Raw genomic sequence first — 17440 nt, forward strand, 5'->3', positions numbered from 1 at the left:
ACATATTTGTACATTATGTTTTGGCGAGTATTATATACTTAACATTTTTAACATTCCCAAAATCAATTCCATCATATCTATAATCAAAAAGCAGAGATATTGATTCATCTATTGTTATTTCAGCACTATTTTCCACCAAAACTTGGACATTAAAATCACACAACATTTGATTATAAAAAATTTTCTTTAATGTTTCACCCATTTTAAAATCCATGGAACTTATGTTTAAGATAACATCAAAACAGTCACGATACATTCCAGAAAATAGTTTCAATGCAAAACAAACCATCAATATTGACATATTACTCTCACAAACATCTAAAAGTTTATCACCACATTCACTCATCATATTCTTGTCATTGAAAATATTTGAAACAAGGGATTTTTCAAGCAACACATCAACATTATACTCATCAATATCAAGCACCATATCACAGTATTTAAGTGCAGTTTCATGTTCACCAACCAAATTACAAAGTTTCACAAAACAAACAAGACCATCAACATCATTTAAATCAACAAGACGTTCAACATGTTTCAATGCATCCACTGCACCTGTTAAATCATCAAGAAAATACAAACACCTGACCTTATCAAACCATAAAAGCAAAAAATATGGATTATTACTAATCAACAGATTTATAATATCTAAAGCATCATCATAACATCCAAGACCCATCAGACAATTGTACTTAAGCATCAATGCAAATGTATAATCTTCATCATCAATTTCAATTTCATTTAAAATAGCCAATGCTTTATCAAAATTTCCCCCATCAAATTCCTTTTTACACTCATTAAATCTAAAATTCAAAATATCACCAATTTAATTTAGAATTAAAGAATTATAAATAGTTTTTTTAAAAAATAAAGTAAAAATTGATGTTAATTTAATATTTTACCATCCTAAATCAATGTTTTCAATGAATATAAGAAAATATGTTCAAACTAAACATTTATAATAATGAACAAAAATAATTAAATAGTGTAAAAAAATGAAAAAATAGGGATATATATGTTTTGGGATGAAAAAGCCGAATGTATGAGTAAAGAAGAAAAGGAAGAAATACAACTTGAACGATTACAAAAAACCGTTAAGCTCGCATATGAAAATGTAGAGTTTTATAAAAAAAGATTCGATGAAATTGGTTTAAAACCTGAAGACATCAAAACATTAAAAGACATTGAAAAAATTCCATTTACTACAAAAAGCGATTTAAGAGAAGCTTACCCTTTAGGATTACTTGCAGTTCCACGTGAAGACATTGTAGAAGTACATGCATCATCCGGAACAACTGGAAAACCAACCGTTACAGCATACACCCAGAATGATTTAGATATCTGGGGAGAATGTATTGCTCGTGGTCTTAAAATGGCTGGTGCTAAAAAAGATTACATCATTCAAAATGCATATGGATACGGATTGTTTACCGGAGGATTCGGAATTCACCACGGAGGAAACAAAATGGGAGCTATCACAATCCCGATTTCTGCAGGAAACACCCAAAGGCAACTTGATACAATGGTTGATTTCCAAAGTGATATCTTAACATGTACTCCTTCCTATGCAGCATATATTGGAGAATCCCGTGAAAAAGCAGGAATTCCATTAGAAGATATTAATTTAAAAGCAGGAATTCATGGAGCAGAAATGTGGACTGACGAGATGAGAAAAAGAATAGAATCATCTCTTGGAATTAAAACTCACAACATTTATGGTTTAACAGAAGTCATGGGTCCAGGTGTTGCTCAAGAATGTGATGAGCAAAATGGAATGCACATTCAAGACGATCATTTCTATCCTGAAATCATCAACCCAGAAACTGGTGAAACCTTAGAATATGGTGAAAAGGGTGAACTTGTTTTAACTTCATTAACTAAAACCGGAATGCCAATTTTAAGATTCAGAACAAAAGATTTAACCTCTTTAATTGGTGAAAAATGTGAATGTGGAAGAACTACCGTTAGAATGACAAGAATCACAGGTAGAAGTGACGATATGATGAAAATCAAAGGAGTAATGGTATTCCCATCACAAATCGAAAAAGCATTACTTAAAATCCAAGGTATTAGTCCTAATTACTTAATCCATGTAACAAGACCTGATATTCTAGATGAAGTGGAAGTTAAAGTAGAAGCTTCAAAAGAATTATTCTTCGATAAAATGAAAGAAATGGAAAAAGTTGAAAAACAAATCCAATCATCAATTAGATCTGAGACAGGACTTAGAGTAGATGTAACCATCTGTGAACCAGAATCACTTCCAAGAAGTGAAGGTAAAGCAGTACGTGTAATTGATGAAAGGAAGTTTGAAGATTAAGGTGGTAAAATGGTAGTAAAGCAAATTTCAATTTTCGTAGAAAATAAAGAAGGAAGAATTAAAAAAGCGATGAACACATTAGCAGAAGCAAATATCAATATTCGTGCTCTTTCAATAGCTGATACAACCAAATATGGAATTTTAAGATTAATTGTTTCTGACAATGAAAAAGCAATAGCTGCTCTTGAAAAAGATGGTTTTATTGTAAAAGAAAACGAGGTACTTCTCTTATCAATTCCAGATAAGCCTAATGGATTAAACACAGTATTAACAGTATTTGATGAAAAAGGAATTAATTTAGACTACGTATATGCATTTGTAAGTAGCAAACCTAATGTTGCTATTCTAGTTATACGATTAGAAAACATGGAAAGAGCTAAAGAGTTAATAGACGATGAAGATATTAAACTCTTAAAAAAAGACGACATTAAATTTATAGAAGAGATTCACGGTCTCTTCTAAATTATTTTTTTAAAAAAATGCATTGATTGCATTTGCAACCTATAATCACCTGAATAAAAAAAGTTTGTAAAATAATTAAAAAAAGAGAAATAAAAATAGCTAAAATTCTTTTAACATATTAGCTATATCCCCTTTTGAATAACCTAAGCGGACAAATAGGCTTTTAATTGGTTCAGTTTCAGGAATAGGACCTAATTTTTTCCAGTTTTTGAAATCATTTTTCAAAATAGCATTGATTAGAAGTTGGATTGTAATTAAATCATCACTTTTAACAGCAATAAATGCATCTTCATTATCAAAAACATTTTCAGGATCAATTAAAGTTACTTTTCCAGTCCTATCTTTTTTTATAATTGCATTATCAATTTTGTAAGCCATAGTTATCACACTTTCAATATCTAATTTTATCTTTAGTTTAATAAGTATTTAAATTTTTAACTTTTAATGGATTTATATCCGCTTTCAATAGCTTTTAAATTCATTTCATGGAATTTAGGTTTTAAATTGTTTTTCATAGCCTCAATAACAGATTCTTTTGTTAATGGGAACTTATCATCAGCTGTTACTGCACCTAGAAGAACCATATTCAATGCAAGTACACTACCTGCATCCATAGCTAATTGAGTTCCGTTAATTGGAAGCACATGTTTAAAGTTTTCCTTTAATGTTTTGGTAATGCTGTCAACACTAGGATATGGTTTATCAGATGAAGATGGAATAATCGGATGAGTATTATAAACAATTTTGGTCTCATCATTTACTTTATTTAATCCTCTTATTGTCTCAATAGGTTCAAATGAAAGTAACATGTCTGCACCTTTATTTGGAATAATTGATGAATTGTAACCACCTATTTTCAATTCAGTAGAAACAGAACCTCCTCTTTGAGACATACCATGAATTTCACTCATCACTACATCTAAACCTTGATTCATCGCAGCTTCACCAATAATTGTTGAGGTTTTAATGATTCCTTGGCCTCCAACACCACAAATATAAATATTATAATGATTATCCATTTTCTCACCTACCATCCTCTAAAGCACCATATTTACATACTTGAATACATGCACCACATCCATCACATTGAGATTCATCAATAGTTATTTTTTCATTGATTTTGGAAATTGCAGGACATGCTAATTGACTAACACATTTATCACAATTATTACAATTACTTTCAACAAATTTAACCGCAGGTTTTTTAGTTAAACCTTTAATTAAAGTACATGGAGCTTTTGATATAATTACTGCCACATCATCTCTTTCAAATGCTTCTTTATATGTTTTGACAACTTGTTCCAAGTTAAATGGATTGATTACACGTACAAAATCAACTCCACAAGCTAATGCTAATTTACGAATGGAAACTTCAGGAGCTTCATCACCCATTCCATCAACAGGAATTCCAGGGTTTGGTTGACCACCAGTCATTGCAGTAATCCTGTTATCAAGTACAGTTAAAACAAAATTATGTTTATTATGCACTGCATTTATTAACGGAGAAATACCACTGTGGAAAAATGTAGAATCTCCAATGAAACTAGCTACTTGTTGATCTGATGAAACAGAAAATCCACAACCGTCCCCTACACTGGAACCCATAGATAATAAGTAATCAGCAGCATTGTAAGGTGGATTAATACCTAATGTGTAACATCCAATATCAGAAGCAAATATCACATCTGAAGGTTTTAATCCTAATTCTTCGATTGCTACATTAATTCCATAATACATTGCTCTGTGAGGACATCCTGCACATAAAACCGGAGCACGAGACGGAATATCTTCACTTAATTTTTCAAGGCTTTTGGAAAATTCAATAGCCTCATCATTTTTGAAATTCAATACCTTGTTTAATCCATCAGATACAATATCAGAGTTAAATTCATGATAAATCGGGAAAGTTCCATCCAGTTTACCATGAACTTGAACATTAAGGTTTAATGCTCCAATGCAAGCTAAAGTATCTCTTTCAATAATTGGATCAACCTCTTCTACTACAAATACTTCATCCAAATCCTTTAAAAATTCGGTTACTTTTTCCTGTGGGAACGGATAGCTAAATCCTAACTTCAAAACACTGATATCCAAATTATTGAATTTTACAACATCATGAGCATAATTATAAGCACTACTTGAAGCTATTAATCCATATTTTTTATCCCCTAAACTGATTTCATTATTAAATTCACTTTTATTGGTGATTTCTTCAATTTTATGGATCTTATCCCAAAGCTTTACATGCATATCCCCAGCAAATGCAGGTACCGGAACATACTTTGAAGGATCCTTGTTGAAATGACCTCTTTTCCAATGATCATCATTATTTGATGAATTATCCCTAACATCACCAAACTCAACAACACCCCTCATATGAGATACACGAGTGGTTGTTCTAACAATTACAGGAATATTAAATTGTTCAGACAAATCAAATGCATATTTAACCATATCTTTTACTTCCTGACAGTTAGATGGCTCTAAAATAGGTACATTTGCGAGTTTTGCATAATTACGAGTATCTTGCTCGTTTTGAGATGAAAAAAGTGATGGATCATCAGCTGATAAAATAACCATTCCACCATTAACTCCAGAATATGCAGTAGTCATAAATGAATCTGCTGCAACATTCATACCCACATGTTTCATAAATGTAAATGACCTAAGGCCAGAAACAGCTGCAGTTGCTGCAACCTCCATTGCGACTTTTTCATTAGTAGAAAATTCAAAATAAATATTAGCATCCTTAGCTAATACAGATAATACATTTCCAATTTCTGATGAAGGAGTTCCAGGATAAGTAGCTGCAATAGAAACACCTGCTTCTATAAGTCCCCTTACAGCAGCTTCATTACCCAGTAAAAATTGTTTTTCACCAGCTCCTCCTGTGACTAATTCTTTTAAATTCATTATAATTTCCTCAAAATAATCATATTACAATTGTATATACAATCGTTATTAACACACTAATTTTTGAAAAAACAAAGTAATAAAAGTTATTATAAGCTAGAAATTAATTTGTATAAATCAAACTAAATATGAAAAAGTAACTAAAAATTTAAAAAGTGATGGTTATTGGATAACTATTTAAAATTGTATTCATAAGATTGTTTAATTAAATCCATGACATATTCTACCTCTTTTTCATCTTGGAGGTGTAAACGTGTTAATCCAGTACCTCCTCCACCACTATATGATACATCATTACATAATCCTTTAGGATCATTTAATTCATCAAATGGAATATCAAGTGACAATTTTAAGCCTGTTTTTAATGGCTCTAATTCTACGAAGTTTTTGTTTTTCTTGTAGGATATATATTTCTTATTGATTACTTGAATTACAGTTGAATCTAATTTCAAAATCATTATATTTAATGTATCAAGCAATTGTCTTGTTATTGTTCTGTTTCTAAGATATTCAAAGTCATCAAGCGTGTACTCTTTAATATCACCAGTTTCATTTACATGATTGATTATCTCAGTTACTTTTGATGTTTTTGTAGGGTATTTCCAAATGTTAATAATCTTTTTTGATAATTGTTTAGTTCTATTAATAATTTCTTTATCAGTCCACTTATCTAATTCACATAAACCTTCATTTAGTGTTAATTTTGATTTACAGAAACCTTTTTCAGCTGTTTTTTTATCATGGAAAGATTTATCTCCTAATTCTGAATTGTAAGGTGTTAATGTTAAATTACCTAACGTATGAAGATATATATTATGTATTTCTTCATAATTAGATCCTAATTCTAACTCCCAATCTTTAGTTAAGTTCTGCGGCATAATATGTTCTATTGTTGAATTCTCCCCACTAACAAATTCTTTACCATCAATATTTTCTATAGTGATTAGTATATGTTTTAGAATTTTCTTAGAATACATATTTTGAGTTAAAAGCTTTTCATTAACTTCATCATTTTGAGGAAATCTCCTATATGTTTTCTTTCCAAACATTGCTGCAATAAAGTAATTATAATAATCTTTTTTATTAATCTCTTTAGCTAATCTCGCAAATGTATTATTCATTGAATTTGTTGGTATATCACAGATAGCTCTTCTTAAACAATAACTTTCAACATATTGGACAATTTTAATGAATTCTTCTCTAGTTAAGTTTATTTCTGGATTATTAAGTGATTCTTTGTAATCATTATAAGCTGAAAGTAAAAATGGTAATGTTACATTAAAATCTAATTCATATAAACTATTGAATGCATTTTTTAAATCTGGATCTTCTTCTTTACCAAAACGTATACATCCAAAATAGCGTGCATATTTATGTAGCTCTTTTACTAAATCCTCAACTTTATCAAAACCCTTCGCATGATTTTTAAATTCTTTATAAACATCATCTTTTTTAGGAATACGACCACTTTCAAAAGATAAATAATATCTAATGAAATCATCAAAAAATAGTTCCTTGTTTTTAAATTCTTGTTCAATTTCATACCAATAGTTTTCATATAAAAAATTCTGATCTTTAGTTTCTAATCCCATTAATACATAGTTACGAATCAAATCACTTTTATTAAGTTCCAAACCTGTTGAATTAAGACTTTCAAAGATTAATTGAGGATTATCATTTTGATTTAAAACAACAGATATAAATACTAATTTTTTCAATCCTTTCATTACTGTTTCAATATTCTCATCAGTAATTTGTTTTCTAAAAAATTCATAATTATTATAAATGTTAACCGATTTTTTAGGATCCAAATTAAACTTTTTATCTGTAGGAATTGAATTAATAATGTATTTTAAGGATTCATCATCATCTTTTGTTAATGTAAGTTTAATTGTTGTTTCTTCTAACTCATCATTAATCAAGAAATCATTATAAAGTTTATAGCATACTCTTTCATCAATATTTTTATAATAATTACATATTGCACAATATATTAATGTTAATGTAGTAATCCTTTGCTGCCCATCAATTAAAGTAAGTTCAAGATAATCATCTAATAATTCATCACTTTCTGTTTTAACAACAACTGACCCAATGAAATAACTTTTTCTATCCTCATCACCACCGATAGATAAAATATCCTCAAATAATTGCCTACATTCCTCAAGTGACCAATTATATTTTCTTTGATAAATTGGAATACTCATTTTAAGTGGTCTTTTTAAAAACTTGTTTAAAGTAGTATTTCCAGCTTTCATATTAATTATTTTAATTTATACTGTATTTAACATCTTCTAAATTTATTTTTTAATATTAATTTACAAACTAATTCTTGCATTCGATGTTCTCAATCAACAATATTGTTTTTTAAATGATACAAAGAATATGGAATTACCACAATATAGATTACGTTAAACATTACAATCAATCAGGAAAAGATTAACTGATAAATGTAAGAAAATAGTTGAAAATCTCGCTGATAGATAATAATTATGAATTATCAAATCACAATTTACCTTTGAGACATCAATTTCACCAGACATTAATTTTGGGAGTAAAATATCTCTTAAATTAGTTAATCTTTCTATTTCTTTTAGATTTAATAGAATATTTGAAATTATGGGAGTTCCATTTTGACCAAATTCATTCATTGTTTGTTTATCAGGTAAAACGAAATTCATGTGTTTTATTGATTTTCCAGCATGTAAAATCGTTGTTCCAGTAGCGAATGTTTCAATAATTTTTTGGATTCTTGTAGATTTCACTAAACAATATAAAAAAGGTTTATTAATTTTATCATTTTTTATTACAAGTTTACGCATTCCAGTTGAATATGCTCCTTCTAAACCTATTTTAACGATACCTACTGTACCATCTAAAGATAATACAATATCGTCATAGTTTAAAATTTTATTCTTTGAAAGTGACTTATTAATAAAAACCATATTATTGCTTGAGCTTAAATCACCAACACGAAGGAAAGGAATATCATTATTTTCTTGTTTTTCATGATAATTTTTACTTCCAGGCTCAACCCCCGTAACAAAATCAACATAATTTTCTATCATCTCAACAGACCATCCTTTAGGAACTTCACCATATTCTTCATCTGTTTCCATTCCATTGGACTTATCATGTCTCTTATAATTAATAAACCAACTGTTAAAAATAGACATTAAAATATTCTCTAAATTTTTATTTATTTTCTCATTGATTTTAATTTTTTTATCAAGAAGTTTCAGAATATAACCAATTTTGCTCTGAATATCTTTGCTCTTTGGTAAAAATAAATCATAATCTTGAATATCTTTTATGTTTATTCTTTGATGACTGTTTGAAGTTCCAGTACTCAAATATTTCATTTCATTAGTAAAATTAGGATTAATTAAACAGTAATATAAAAAATCCCTGTCTATATCTTTTGATTGAATAGGTATGAACTCAGTAGAACAAATAGAATTATCTTTTATATCAAAATCAATATTCCATACCCTTTTAAATTTAACATTTAGTTTATTGAATAATATATCTCCTTTTTTGAAATTGAATTTAGAACTTTTTATATTTTCACCCATCTCAACTTCAGGTTCTTTATTATTGTCAAAAGCAGGAAAACTATAATGACAATATTGGACATTATCTTTAGGATCAATACTTTCCTTATCAAAACTACATAATTTTCCTAATTTTTGATATTCCCATTCTGAAAAACTCAAATTTTTAAAGTTATTATTAATCTTGAATATTGTAGAATAAACTCTATGGAATTCAACATTGATTGAATTAGTTATTATTACAATTTTTTAATTTCTAAAAATTTGAGTTTAGAATGGAAAACGGTTGAATTAAAATCAATTACTAATATTACTATGGGTCAATCTCCTAAATCTGAATTTTATAATGATTCTTTTGAAGGAATGCCTTTTTTACAAGGAAATAAGACTTTTGGGGATAAATATCCTTCATTTGAATTATATACTACTTCAACTAAGAAAGTTGCGAAGGAAAGTAGTGTATTAATGAGTGTTAGAGCACCAGTAGGCGATTTAAACATTGCAAAAGAAGATATTTGTATTGGCCGGGGAGTATGTGGAATTCAAATGAAAGAAGGGAATAATGAATTTTTATATTATCTCCTTAAAGCTAATATATCCCATTTAATAAATAAAGAAAGTGGAACTGTATTCGGTTCTATAAATAAAAAAGATATAGAAACATTTGAAATTACACTTCCAAAAGACTTTAAAGATCAAATGAAAATCCTTAACATTTTAAAGAATATTGATAAAAAAATAGAAGTGTGCAAAGACTTAAATAAAAATTTAGAGCAATTATCTCAAAATTTATTTAGAAAATGGTTTATTGATTTTGATTTAAAAAATGATTTTAATATGTCTGAACCTTTTAAAGAATCTAATTTAGGTGAAATCCCTGAATCTTGGGAAATTAAAACTATTGGGGATTTATCTGATGTTAAAGGTAGAATAGGTTGGAGAGGATATACAACAAATGATTTAGTTGATGAAGGTCCATGGGTTGTTGGAGGTAAAGAAATAACTTCTGGTTTTATTGATTTTAATTCTGCAAAACATTTAACTCGTGAAAAATATGATGAATCTCCAGAAATCATGCTTAGAGATAAAGATTTAATTATTGCTAAAACTGGAACTATTGGTCCGATTGCAATGTACTATGAAATTTATGGTGAGGCAACATTAAATCCTAATGTAGGTTTAATTAGATCTAAAAATATTGCTCCTGCATTATTGTTAACATTCTTTAAAACCCCAAGAGCCCAATATTATTTAAATGAGTTCACAACTTCAAGTGTTCAACCAGCTATTAATCAAACAACAATAAAACAATTAGAAGTTGCACTTCCTTCTGATAAACAGTTATTAAATAAAATTGGAGCTAAATTTGAAGAAATTAATTTATTACAATTTAATTTGAATGAAGTAACCAAAAAATTACAAAGATTACGAGACACGTTACTTCCAAAATTAATGTCTGGTGAGATTGATGTATCGAAGATAAATTGTGATTTGATAATCACTAGTCATTATTTATCTGCAAGATTTCCAGTTATTCAACATTTATTCATCAAATCATACAATTTAACTTCCAGATTGAGTGATACTGCTATAAATGTTTAATATATTCCTATTCAAATTATCAACATTAACCATAAAATAAACTTCACAATTTGTACTTCATAGTAATTAATATATTTATTAGTAAAACAAATATTATATTATAATAATTTATTTCTTGGGGAAGAATAATGATTAAAGTTTATGTTTCAAGATTTGATAGCGAAACAGACAAAGAACCTCATTTAGAATGTTATGAAATAGATAAAGCACCTAGTATGAAGGTTCTTGACGCGCTTAATGCTATTAATGAAAAATATGATGCAGATATTAGTTTTAGAAGTTCTTGTAGGGCAGGACAATGTGGTTCCTGTGGAATCTTATTTAATGGAAATGGTGCATTAGCTTGTCAAAAAGAAATTGAAGACGGAGCTATTATTGAACCTCTTAGATTCCCAGTGATTAAAGACTTGATTGTTGATAAATCTAGTATTGAAGCAAAAGTAAAAGATTTAGAGTTATCTCTTCAATGTGATCATAAATGTGACCATTTAGACACCAGCATCACTAAAGAGGATACAAAAGATACTAAAAAGGTGAGAAATTGTATTGAATGTTATTCTTGCTATTCAACTTGTCCTGTTGTTAATATTGCAACAGAGGAATTTGGTGGACCTTATCTAATGAGATATATCAACAAGTTTGATACTGACCCTAGGGATAATTATGATAGGCTTAAAGAGGCATTAGATGAAGGATTATATAAATGTACCAGTTGTGGTAAATGTTTATCTGTTTGTCCGAAAAACATCAACACCTTTGGAGATGCAATAGAAAAAATGAGAGCTATTGCAGTTGCAAACGGTTCTGGACCACTACCTGAACATGTTGCATTTAAAGAAAACATTTTAAAAACAGGACGATCCATCAAAGCTGATAAAGGACCGTTTATCAAAGAGGCTGAAAATAAAACTGGTTCAAAAATAGCTTTCTTTACCGGTTGTATGGTTGACTATAAATTCCCTGAAGTTGGCCATAGATTAGTTAAAGTCTTAAAAGAAAACGGAATAGACATTGATGTTCCTGAAGGCCAAGTTTGCTGTGGTTCTCCTCTTTTGAGAACTGGTCAAACCGACATTGTTCAGGAACTTGTTGACAAAAATAAAGAAGTCTTCAAGGATTACAATACTGTAATTACAGTCTGTTCCGGTTGTGGTTCCACATTGAAAAATAATCATCCTGATTTTGGCTCAAAACTTAATGTTATGGACATTAGTGAGTTTTTAGTTGATAAACTTGATGAGGATAAACTAAAAGAGGTCAATATGACTGTTACCTACCATGACCCTTGTCATTTGGCTAGAGGTCAGGGCATTACAGATGCACCTAGGGAAATTATTAAAAAGATACCTGGTGTTGAATTTAAAGAAATGTCATACCCTTCCCAATGTTGCGGTGCCGGTGGAGGAATAAAATCCGGAAAACCAGAAATAGCAATGGAGTTATCCAAAGCAAAAGCAGAAATGATTGAAGATACTGGTGCCGATGCAGTAATTACCATATGTCCATTTTGTGAATTAAATATACAAGATGGTTTGGATGCAATTGGACGAGAAGACATTAAATGCATGCACATTTTAGAATTGTTAGATAAAGCTTATGAATAATTGATTAGGAGTTGATTAATATAGGAGATACAGCTGTTAGTGAGCATAAGATAGTTGAAACTGCACCACTAGATTCAAAAAAAGAAAAGGAAGACAGCGATAAAAAATCAACTTCAGCAAAAAAAGCAAAATCAACTAATCAATCCAGAGGAACTGCAAGAGCAAAACATATAAAAGACCAAGAGCAAAAGGAAGTTAGTCTTTTTAAGGATAATATTTACATTGTTTTTGTAGAATGTGAAACTCCTGGAAATATTGGTTTTCTTGCAAGGACTATGGCAAACTTCGGATTGAAAAATCTTGTATTGATTAATCCACCTACATTAACCAAGGAAGCATATTATCAGGCTACTCATGGAAAGTATATTGTTGAAAATGCAAAGATTTTTCCTACTTTAGATGATTTTTACCAATCACAGAGAATTGATTTTAAAGTTGCGTCAACCGGAATGGCTGGTGGAAGTTATAATCTATCAAGAATTCCTATAAGGCCGGAAGAACTTGGGCAATCCATGAATGTTTCAAATAAAATAGCAATATTATTTGGAAGAGAAGGAAATGGACTTACAAATAAGGAAATCGCAGACTGTGATATCTGTGTTTCCATTCCAACAGATCCAACATATCCAATTTTAAATATTTCACATGCAGCGGCTATAATATTTTATGAGATATTTAAAAATAAGCATGATTTTGGTGCAGAAGGACTTGATGAAAGCACAAACATAGAAAAGGACTATCTGCTAAAAGATATGGTGGATTTGATTAATAATTTAGACATTCCGGAGCATAAAAAAAGAAATGGAATTAAAACTTTCAATAACATTATTTCAAGAGCATTCATTACCTCAAGAGAGGCACATACATTCAAGGGAATATTAAGACGTCTGAAAAATAAAATGGGTGAACAATGAAAAAAATCAGCTTTGCAGACTTCAGTATATTTGTTTTAAAGTATATTTTCAACTGGAGATTTTGGATAGCTGGAATAACTAAAAAATCAAAGGTTTACAAGAAATTCATTGATAACTTTCTTTTTAAGGATGATGAAATCGTTGTTATACCAAATACTATCAGTATAAACAAGAAAATCGAGTCAGAAGGTTCCGAATTCCTGCCAACAGATGTTATTAAAGAAGTTGTTAAACACTGCGATGATATTGTCATTATGAATACCTGTCTTTGTAGGAGTTCAAATAACTGTCAGGATTATCCTCAGGATATTGGATGCATATTCCTTGGTCCGACATCTAGAAAAATTCCAAAAAACATTGGAAAAAAGGCAACAGTAGAAGAAGCACTTGCCCAAATCGATAAAGCAGATGCTGCCGGACTTACCCATATCATTGGAAGAAATAAGATTGATACAGTATGGATGAATATAAGACCTAGAAAAGGGCTTTTGACAATTTGCCATTGCTGTCCATGTTGTTGCCTGTGGAAAGTTTATCCTAATTTACATGAAGACATAAGTGGTAAACTAGAAAAACTTGAAGGTGTTGAAGTAAAACTCCATGAAGATAAATGTAGGCTTTGTAAAAAATGCTTAGATGAGGTTTGCATGTATAAGGCTATCAGTTTAAAAGATAACAGAATAACAATTGATTATAATACCTGCAAAGGATGTGGGCTCTGTATTAATACATGTAAATTTGATGCGATTACTATTGGTTACTCCGATAAAACCATTGACAATGTGGTTAATAGAATGAATGATTTAATTGAAATAAAAGAATTATAAAAACTTATTTGTGTGATAAAATGGCTATTTTAAGTGATACGACTATAAAAAAATATTTAAAAGAATGCAAAATTGGTATTGAACCTCTTTTAGATGAAAAACAAATACAACCATCTTCTGTTGATATGCGACTGGGAGATGAATTTAAAGTATTTAAGGTTATTAGAAAACCATACATTGATCCAAAAGATGAAGAAGATATTGCATCTTACATGGAATCAACTACTGTTAAAGATGGTGAAGCATTTATAATTCATCCTAATGAATTTGCACTAGCTACAACATTAGAGTATGTTAAAGTACCAGACGATTTAGTTGCAAGAGTTGAAGGTCGTTCAAGTATGGGTAGGCTTGGTGTTACAATGCACGTTACAGCTGGATTTATCGATCCTGGTTTTGAAGGAAAAATTACATTAGAAATATCAAATATTGGTGCAATGCCAGTTGCTTTATACCCTGGTCAAAGAGTATGTCAAATTGTATTTGAAACCATGACCACACCATCAGAAGTTCCTTATGGACATCCAGATAGACAAAGCAAATATATGGGACAGACCAGTCCTGAAAGCAGTAGAGTTAAATTAGATTACGAATTAAAAAAATAAATTGGAGATAATATTTATGAATCATGATAAAATGTCAAACATTAGTGCGAAAAGAGGATTTTTATGGCCGTCATTTGAAATTTACTCAGGAGTATCCGGTTTTACAGATTACGGTCCACTTGGAGCAAGCTTAAAAAATAATATCATGCAAAAATGGAGAAAACAATACGTTTCAGGTGAAGGATTTTATGAAATTGAAGGTCCAACCGTAATGCCTAAAGAAGTGTTGAAAGCATCAGGACACGTTGACAACTTTACCGATCCAATGTGTAAATGTGAAAAATGTGGAGAAGTTTTCAGAGCAGACCACATCATTGAAGATGCCATAGGCAAAGACGTTGAAAGTCTTGAAAATGAAGAACTTGACCAAATCGTAATTGATAACAACATCAAATGTCCGGAATGTGAAGGGGACTTATCAAACATTTGGAATTATAATTTAATGTTTAAAACCGAAATTGGTGCTAAAGGTGATAAAGTAGGTTACATGAGACCTGAAACCGCACAAGGAATTTTCATTTTATTTAAACGTTTAGAAAGATTCTTTAGAGGAAAACTTCCATTTGGAGTTGTTCAACTTGGAAAAGCATACAGAAATGAAATTTCACCAAGACAAGGAGTTATCAGACTCAGGGAATTCACACAAGCAGAAGCAGAAATCTTTGTAAATCCTAAAGAAAAAACTCATCCTAAATTTTCACAAATCGAAGATGTAGTATTACGCCTAAACTCACAGGAAGTTCAGGAAAATGATTTGGAACCATTGGAAATCACTGCTCGTGAAGCACTTGATAAAGGAATTGTTGCTAATGAAATGTTAATCTACCAATTATATTTAGCTCGTAAATTCTTGACTGAAATTGGAATCCCAGAAGATGTTTTAAGATTCAGACAACATTTAGCAGGAGAAATGGCTCACTATGCACTTGATTGCTGGGATGTTGAAGTTAAAACCGACAAATACGGTTGGGTTGAAATCATTGGAATAGCTGACAGAGGAAACTATGATTTATCTTCACACTCCAAATACAGTAACGATGAATTAAATGTATTTATAGAATATGATGAACCTAAAAAAGTTCAAAAAACTATTGTCAAACCTAATTTATCTAAATTCGGACCAATATTCAAAGGAGATTCTCCTAAAGTAAAACAGGCTATTGAAGATGCTGATATTGAAGATATTAAATCAGCTATTGAATCTGAAGGTAAATTTACAGTAGAATTAGATAAAGTATATGAAGTGCCAGAAGATTTACTTATCTTTGAAGATGTAGAAGAAGAAATAAGTGGTGAAAAGATTATTCCTCATGTTATTGAACCGTCATTTGGTATTGATCGTATCACTTATGCTGTTTTATTACATTCATTTACTCAAACAGAAGAAAAGGATTACTTCAAATTTAACAAATCCGTAGCTCCAGTTCAACTTGGAATTTTCCCTCTTGTCAATAAAGAAGGACCTCGTGAAATTGCTCAGGAATTAAATGAACAATTCAAGATGAACGGATATAAAGTGGAATATGATGCTACAGGAACTATTGGAAAAAGATATGCAAGAGCAGATGAAATAGGAATTCCTCTTGCAATTACTGTTGACTTTGATACATTAGAAGATAATCAAGTAACTGTTAGAAACAGAGACAGTGAAGCTCAAGAAAGAATTCCAATTGCTGAGTTAGCTGATTATGTAGAAGAATATTATAAATGAGTTTAAAACTCATTTATTTTTACTTTTAAAATTTTTATACAGATTATTAGCCCATTTTATTGAATCACTATTTTTAGAAGTTAATAATCTATTTTGATCAAAATAACCATCTTCTTTAAAAAGACCTAAAATCATCGACTCATTTGTAATAATTAGTAAAAAGGCTTTTTCTCCACTGAAAAAAGACAAGTTTTCAATTTCTGACTTTTCATCAAAGACCTTAAAAAGGCTATGCGGAACCATAACCTCCACTTTTTTATTGTTTTTTGCTAATTCATTTAATTTGTCGTTAAATGTCTCATGATAAAACGGCAAAATGCATTTGACCTCATCTGCAGATTCCAGTGCATATTCAATGAATTTATAAATTCTATACACGTCAACACCGTCTGATTCAATAAGACGAGCATTTCCAATCAAGTATAGCTCGACAACAGACTGGTTAGGTATGACATCAACAAGATGCTTATCTAAGATATTAAAAAAATCATTTAACAAATCAAGCAGATTACTTAGTCTTAAGACCTGTTCCACTTCCATTCTATATGAATTTGATAAAAAATATTTATTGTGCTCCCGATACACTATCCCCTTTAACTCCAAATTGTGCAGATTGCTTGATATTGAGCTGTAACTTAAGGAGGTGGTGCTGTTTATATCTTTCATGTTTAAAGGACATTTGTACAATGTTGCCAATATCTTTAATCTAATTATTGAATTGGTAAGATATTTTACATCTTCTGAAATCGAATCATAGCTTTTTAAATAGTTTTCATTGTTTTCCAAGTTAATCACCAATCGAGTATTACTTACATCATTAATTATTATTACTATAAAATATAAAATCTCTTGAAGTGAGAAAAAGCGAAAAATAACAATTGGCAAAGACTTAAATATTGAAAAATTTTTTTAGGGCATTACTCAGCTA

General features: G+C 29.9%; 15 protein-coding genes. 8 read left to right on the plus strand and 7 right to left on the minus strand.

Translation table 11 applies throughout. The features are described 5' to 3' along the window. Window positions 1-13 precede the first annotated feature (13 nt). On the minus strand, window positions 14-814 hold the full coding sequence (locus ACR0P1_RS00805; protein WP_432644512.1) for a tetratricopeptide repeat protein: 801 nt from the start codon (window positions 812-814) through the stop codon (window positions 14-16). A 201-nt stretch (window positions 815-1015) separates the two neighbouring features. Between ACR0P1_RS00805 and ACR0P1_RS00810 the strand changes: the two genes are divergently transcribed. Together ACR0P1_RS00810 and ACR0P1_RS00815 are read left to right on the plus strand one after the other, a co-directional pair. Further along, entirely contained in the window at window positions 1016-2320 is a 1305-nt protein-coding gene (locus ACR0P1_RS00810; protein ID WP_432644513.1) for a phenylacetate--CoA ligase family protein, read from the plus strand. Between the two features lie 9 nt (window positions 2321-2329). Beyond that, window positions 2330-2782: an amino acid-binding protein gene (locus ACR0P1_RS00815; protein WP_432644514.1), complete on the plus strand. Its 453-nt coding sequence runs from the start codon at window positions 2330-2332 to the stop codon at window positions 2780-2782. Window positions 2783-2881: 99 nt separating this feature from the next. Here ACR0P1_RS00815 and ACR0P1_RS00820 read toward each other — a convergent pair whose 3' ends face one another. From ACR0P1_RS00820 to ACR0P1_RS00840, 5 genes are all read right to left on the minus strand, one after another. Continuing rightward, window positions 2882-3160, minus strand: a complete 279-nt coding sequence (locus ACR0P1_RS00820) for a hypothetical protein (RefSeq protein WP_432644515.1) — start codon at window positions 3158-3160, stop codon at window positions 2882-2884. Window positions 3161-3216: 56 nt separating this feature from the next. Beyond that, window positions 3217-3801, minus strand: a complete 585-nt coding sequence (locus tag ACR0P1_RS00825) for an indolepyruvate oxidoreductase subunit beta (protein ID WP_432644547.1) — start codon at window positions 3799-3801, stop codon at window positions 3217-3219. A gap of 4 nt (window positions 3802-3805) precedes the next feature. Then, window positions 3806-5695 (minus strand): indolepyruvate ferredoxin oxidoreductase subunit alpha, encoded by a 1890-nt coding sequence (gene iorA / locus ACR0P1_RS00830; protein WP_432644516.1) that lies wholly within the window; start codon window positions 5693-5695, stop codon window positions 3806-3808. 173 nt (window positions 5696-5868) lie between these two features. After that, the gene (locus ACR0P1_RS00835; protein WP_432644517.1) at window positions 5869-7953 is read right to left on the minus strand and encodes a GmrSD restriction endonuclease domain-containing protein; all 2085 of its coding nucleotides are present in this window, start codon (window positions 7951-7953) and stop codon (window positions 5869-5871) included. A gap of 153 nt (window positions 7954-8106) precedes the next feature. Next, on the minus strand, window positions 8107-9411 hold the full coding sequence (locus ACR0P1_RS00840) for a restriction endonuclease subunit S (protein ID WP_432644518.1): 1305 nt from the start codon (window positions 9409-9411) through the stop codon (window positions 8107-8109). Between the two features lie 102 nt (window positions 9412-9513). Here ACR0P1_RS00840 and ACR0P1_RS00845 point away from each other — a divergent pair, with 102 nt between their 5' ends. From ACR0P1_RS00845 to glyS, 6 genes are all read left to right on the plus strand, one after another. Then, window positions 9514-10851 (plus strand): restriction endonuclease subunit S, encoded by a 1338-nt coding sequence (locus ACR0P1_RS00845; protein ID WP_432644519.1) that lies wholly within the window; start codon window positions 9514-9516, stop codon window positions 10849-10851. 128 nt (window positions 10852-10979) lie between these two features. Then, window positions 10980-12455 (plus strand): fumarate reductase (CoM/CoB) subunit TfrB, encoded by a 1476-nt coding sequence (gene tfrB, locus ACR0P1_RS00850; protein ID WP_432644520.1) that lies wholly within the window; start codon window positions 10980-10982, stop codon window positions 12453-12455. A gap of 11 nt (window positions 12456-12466) precedes the next feature. Continuing rightward, window positions 12467-13369 carry a TrmJ/YjtD family RNA methyltransferase gene (locus tag ACR0P1_RS00855; protein ID WP_432644521.1) on the plus strand — a complete coding sequence of 301 codons (903 nt, stop codon included), beginning with the start codon at window positions 12467-12469 and terminating at the stop codon, window positions 13367-13369. Continuing rightward, window positions 13366-14196, plus strand: coding sequence for a 4Fe-4S binding protein (locus ACR0P1_RS00860; RefSeq protein WP_432644522.1), 831 nt, complete (start codon window positions 13366-13368; stop codon window positions 14194-14196). Before ACR0P1_RS00855 ends, ACR0P1_RS00860 begins: the two co-directional genes overlap by 4 nt. A gap of 20 nt (window positions 14197-14216) precedes the next feature. After that, on the plus strand, window positions 14217-14801 hold the full coding sequence (gene dcd, locus ACR0P1_RS00865) for a dCTP deaminase (RefSeq protein WP_432644523.1): 585 nt from the start codon (window positions 14217-14219) through the stop codon (window positions 14799-14801). Between the two features lie 16 nt (window positions 14802-14817). Further along, window positions 14818-16512, plus strand: coding sequence for a glycine--tRNA ligase (gene glyS, locus ACR0P1_RS00870; RefSeq protein ID WP_432644524.1), 1695 nt, complete (start codon window positions 14818-14820; stop codon window positions 16510-16512). A gap of 9 nt (window positions 16513-16521) precedes the next feature. Here glyS and ACR0P1_RS00875 read toward each other — a convergent pair whose 3' ends face one another. Beyond that, window positions 16522-17307: a transcriptional regulator FilR1 domain-containing protein gene (locus tag ACR0P1_RS00875; RefSeq protein ID WP_432644548.1), complete on the minus strand. Its 786-nt coding sequence runs from the start codon at window positions 17305-17307 to the stop codon at window positions 16522-16524. Between the last annotated feature and the right edge of the window lie 133 nt (window positions 17308-17440).

This window comes from Methanobrevibacter sp., from assembly GCF_050872065.1.
Taxonomy (GTDB): domain Archaea; phylum Methanobacteriota; class Methanobacteria; order Methanobacteriales; family Methanobacteriaceae; genus Methanocatella.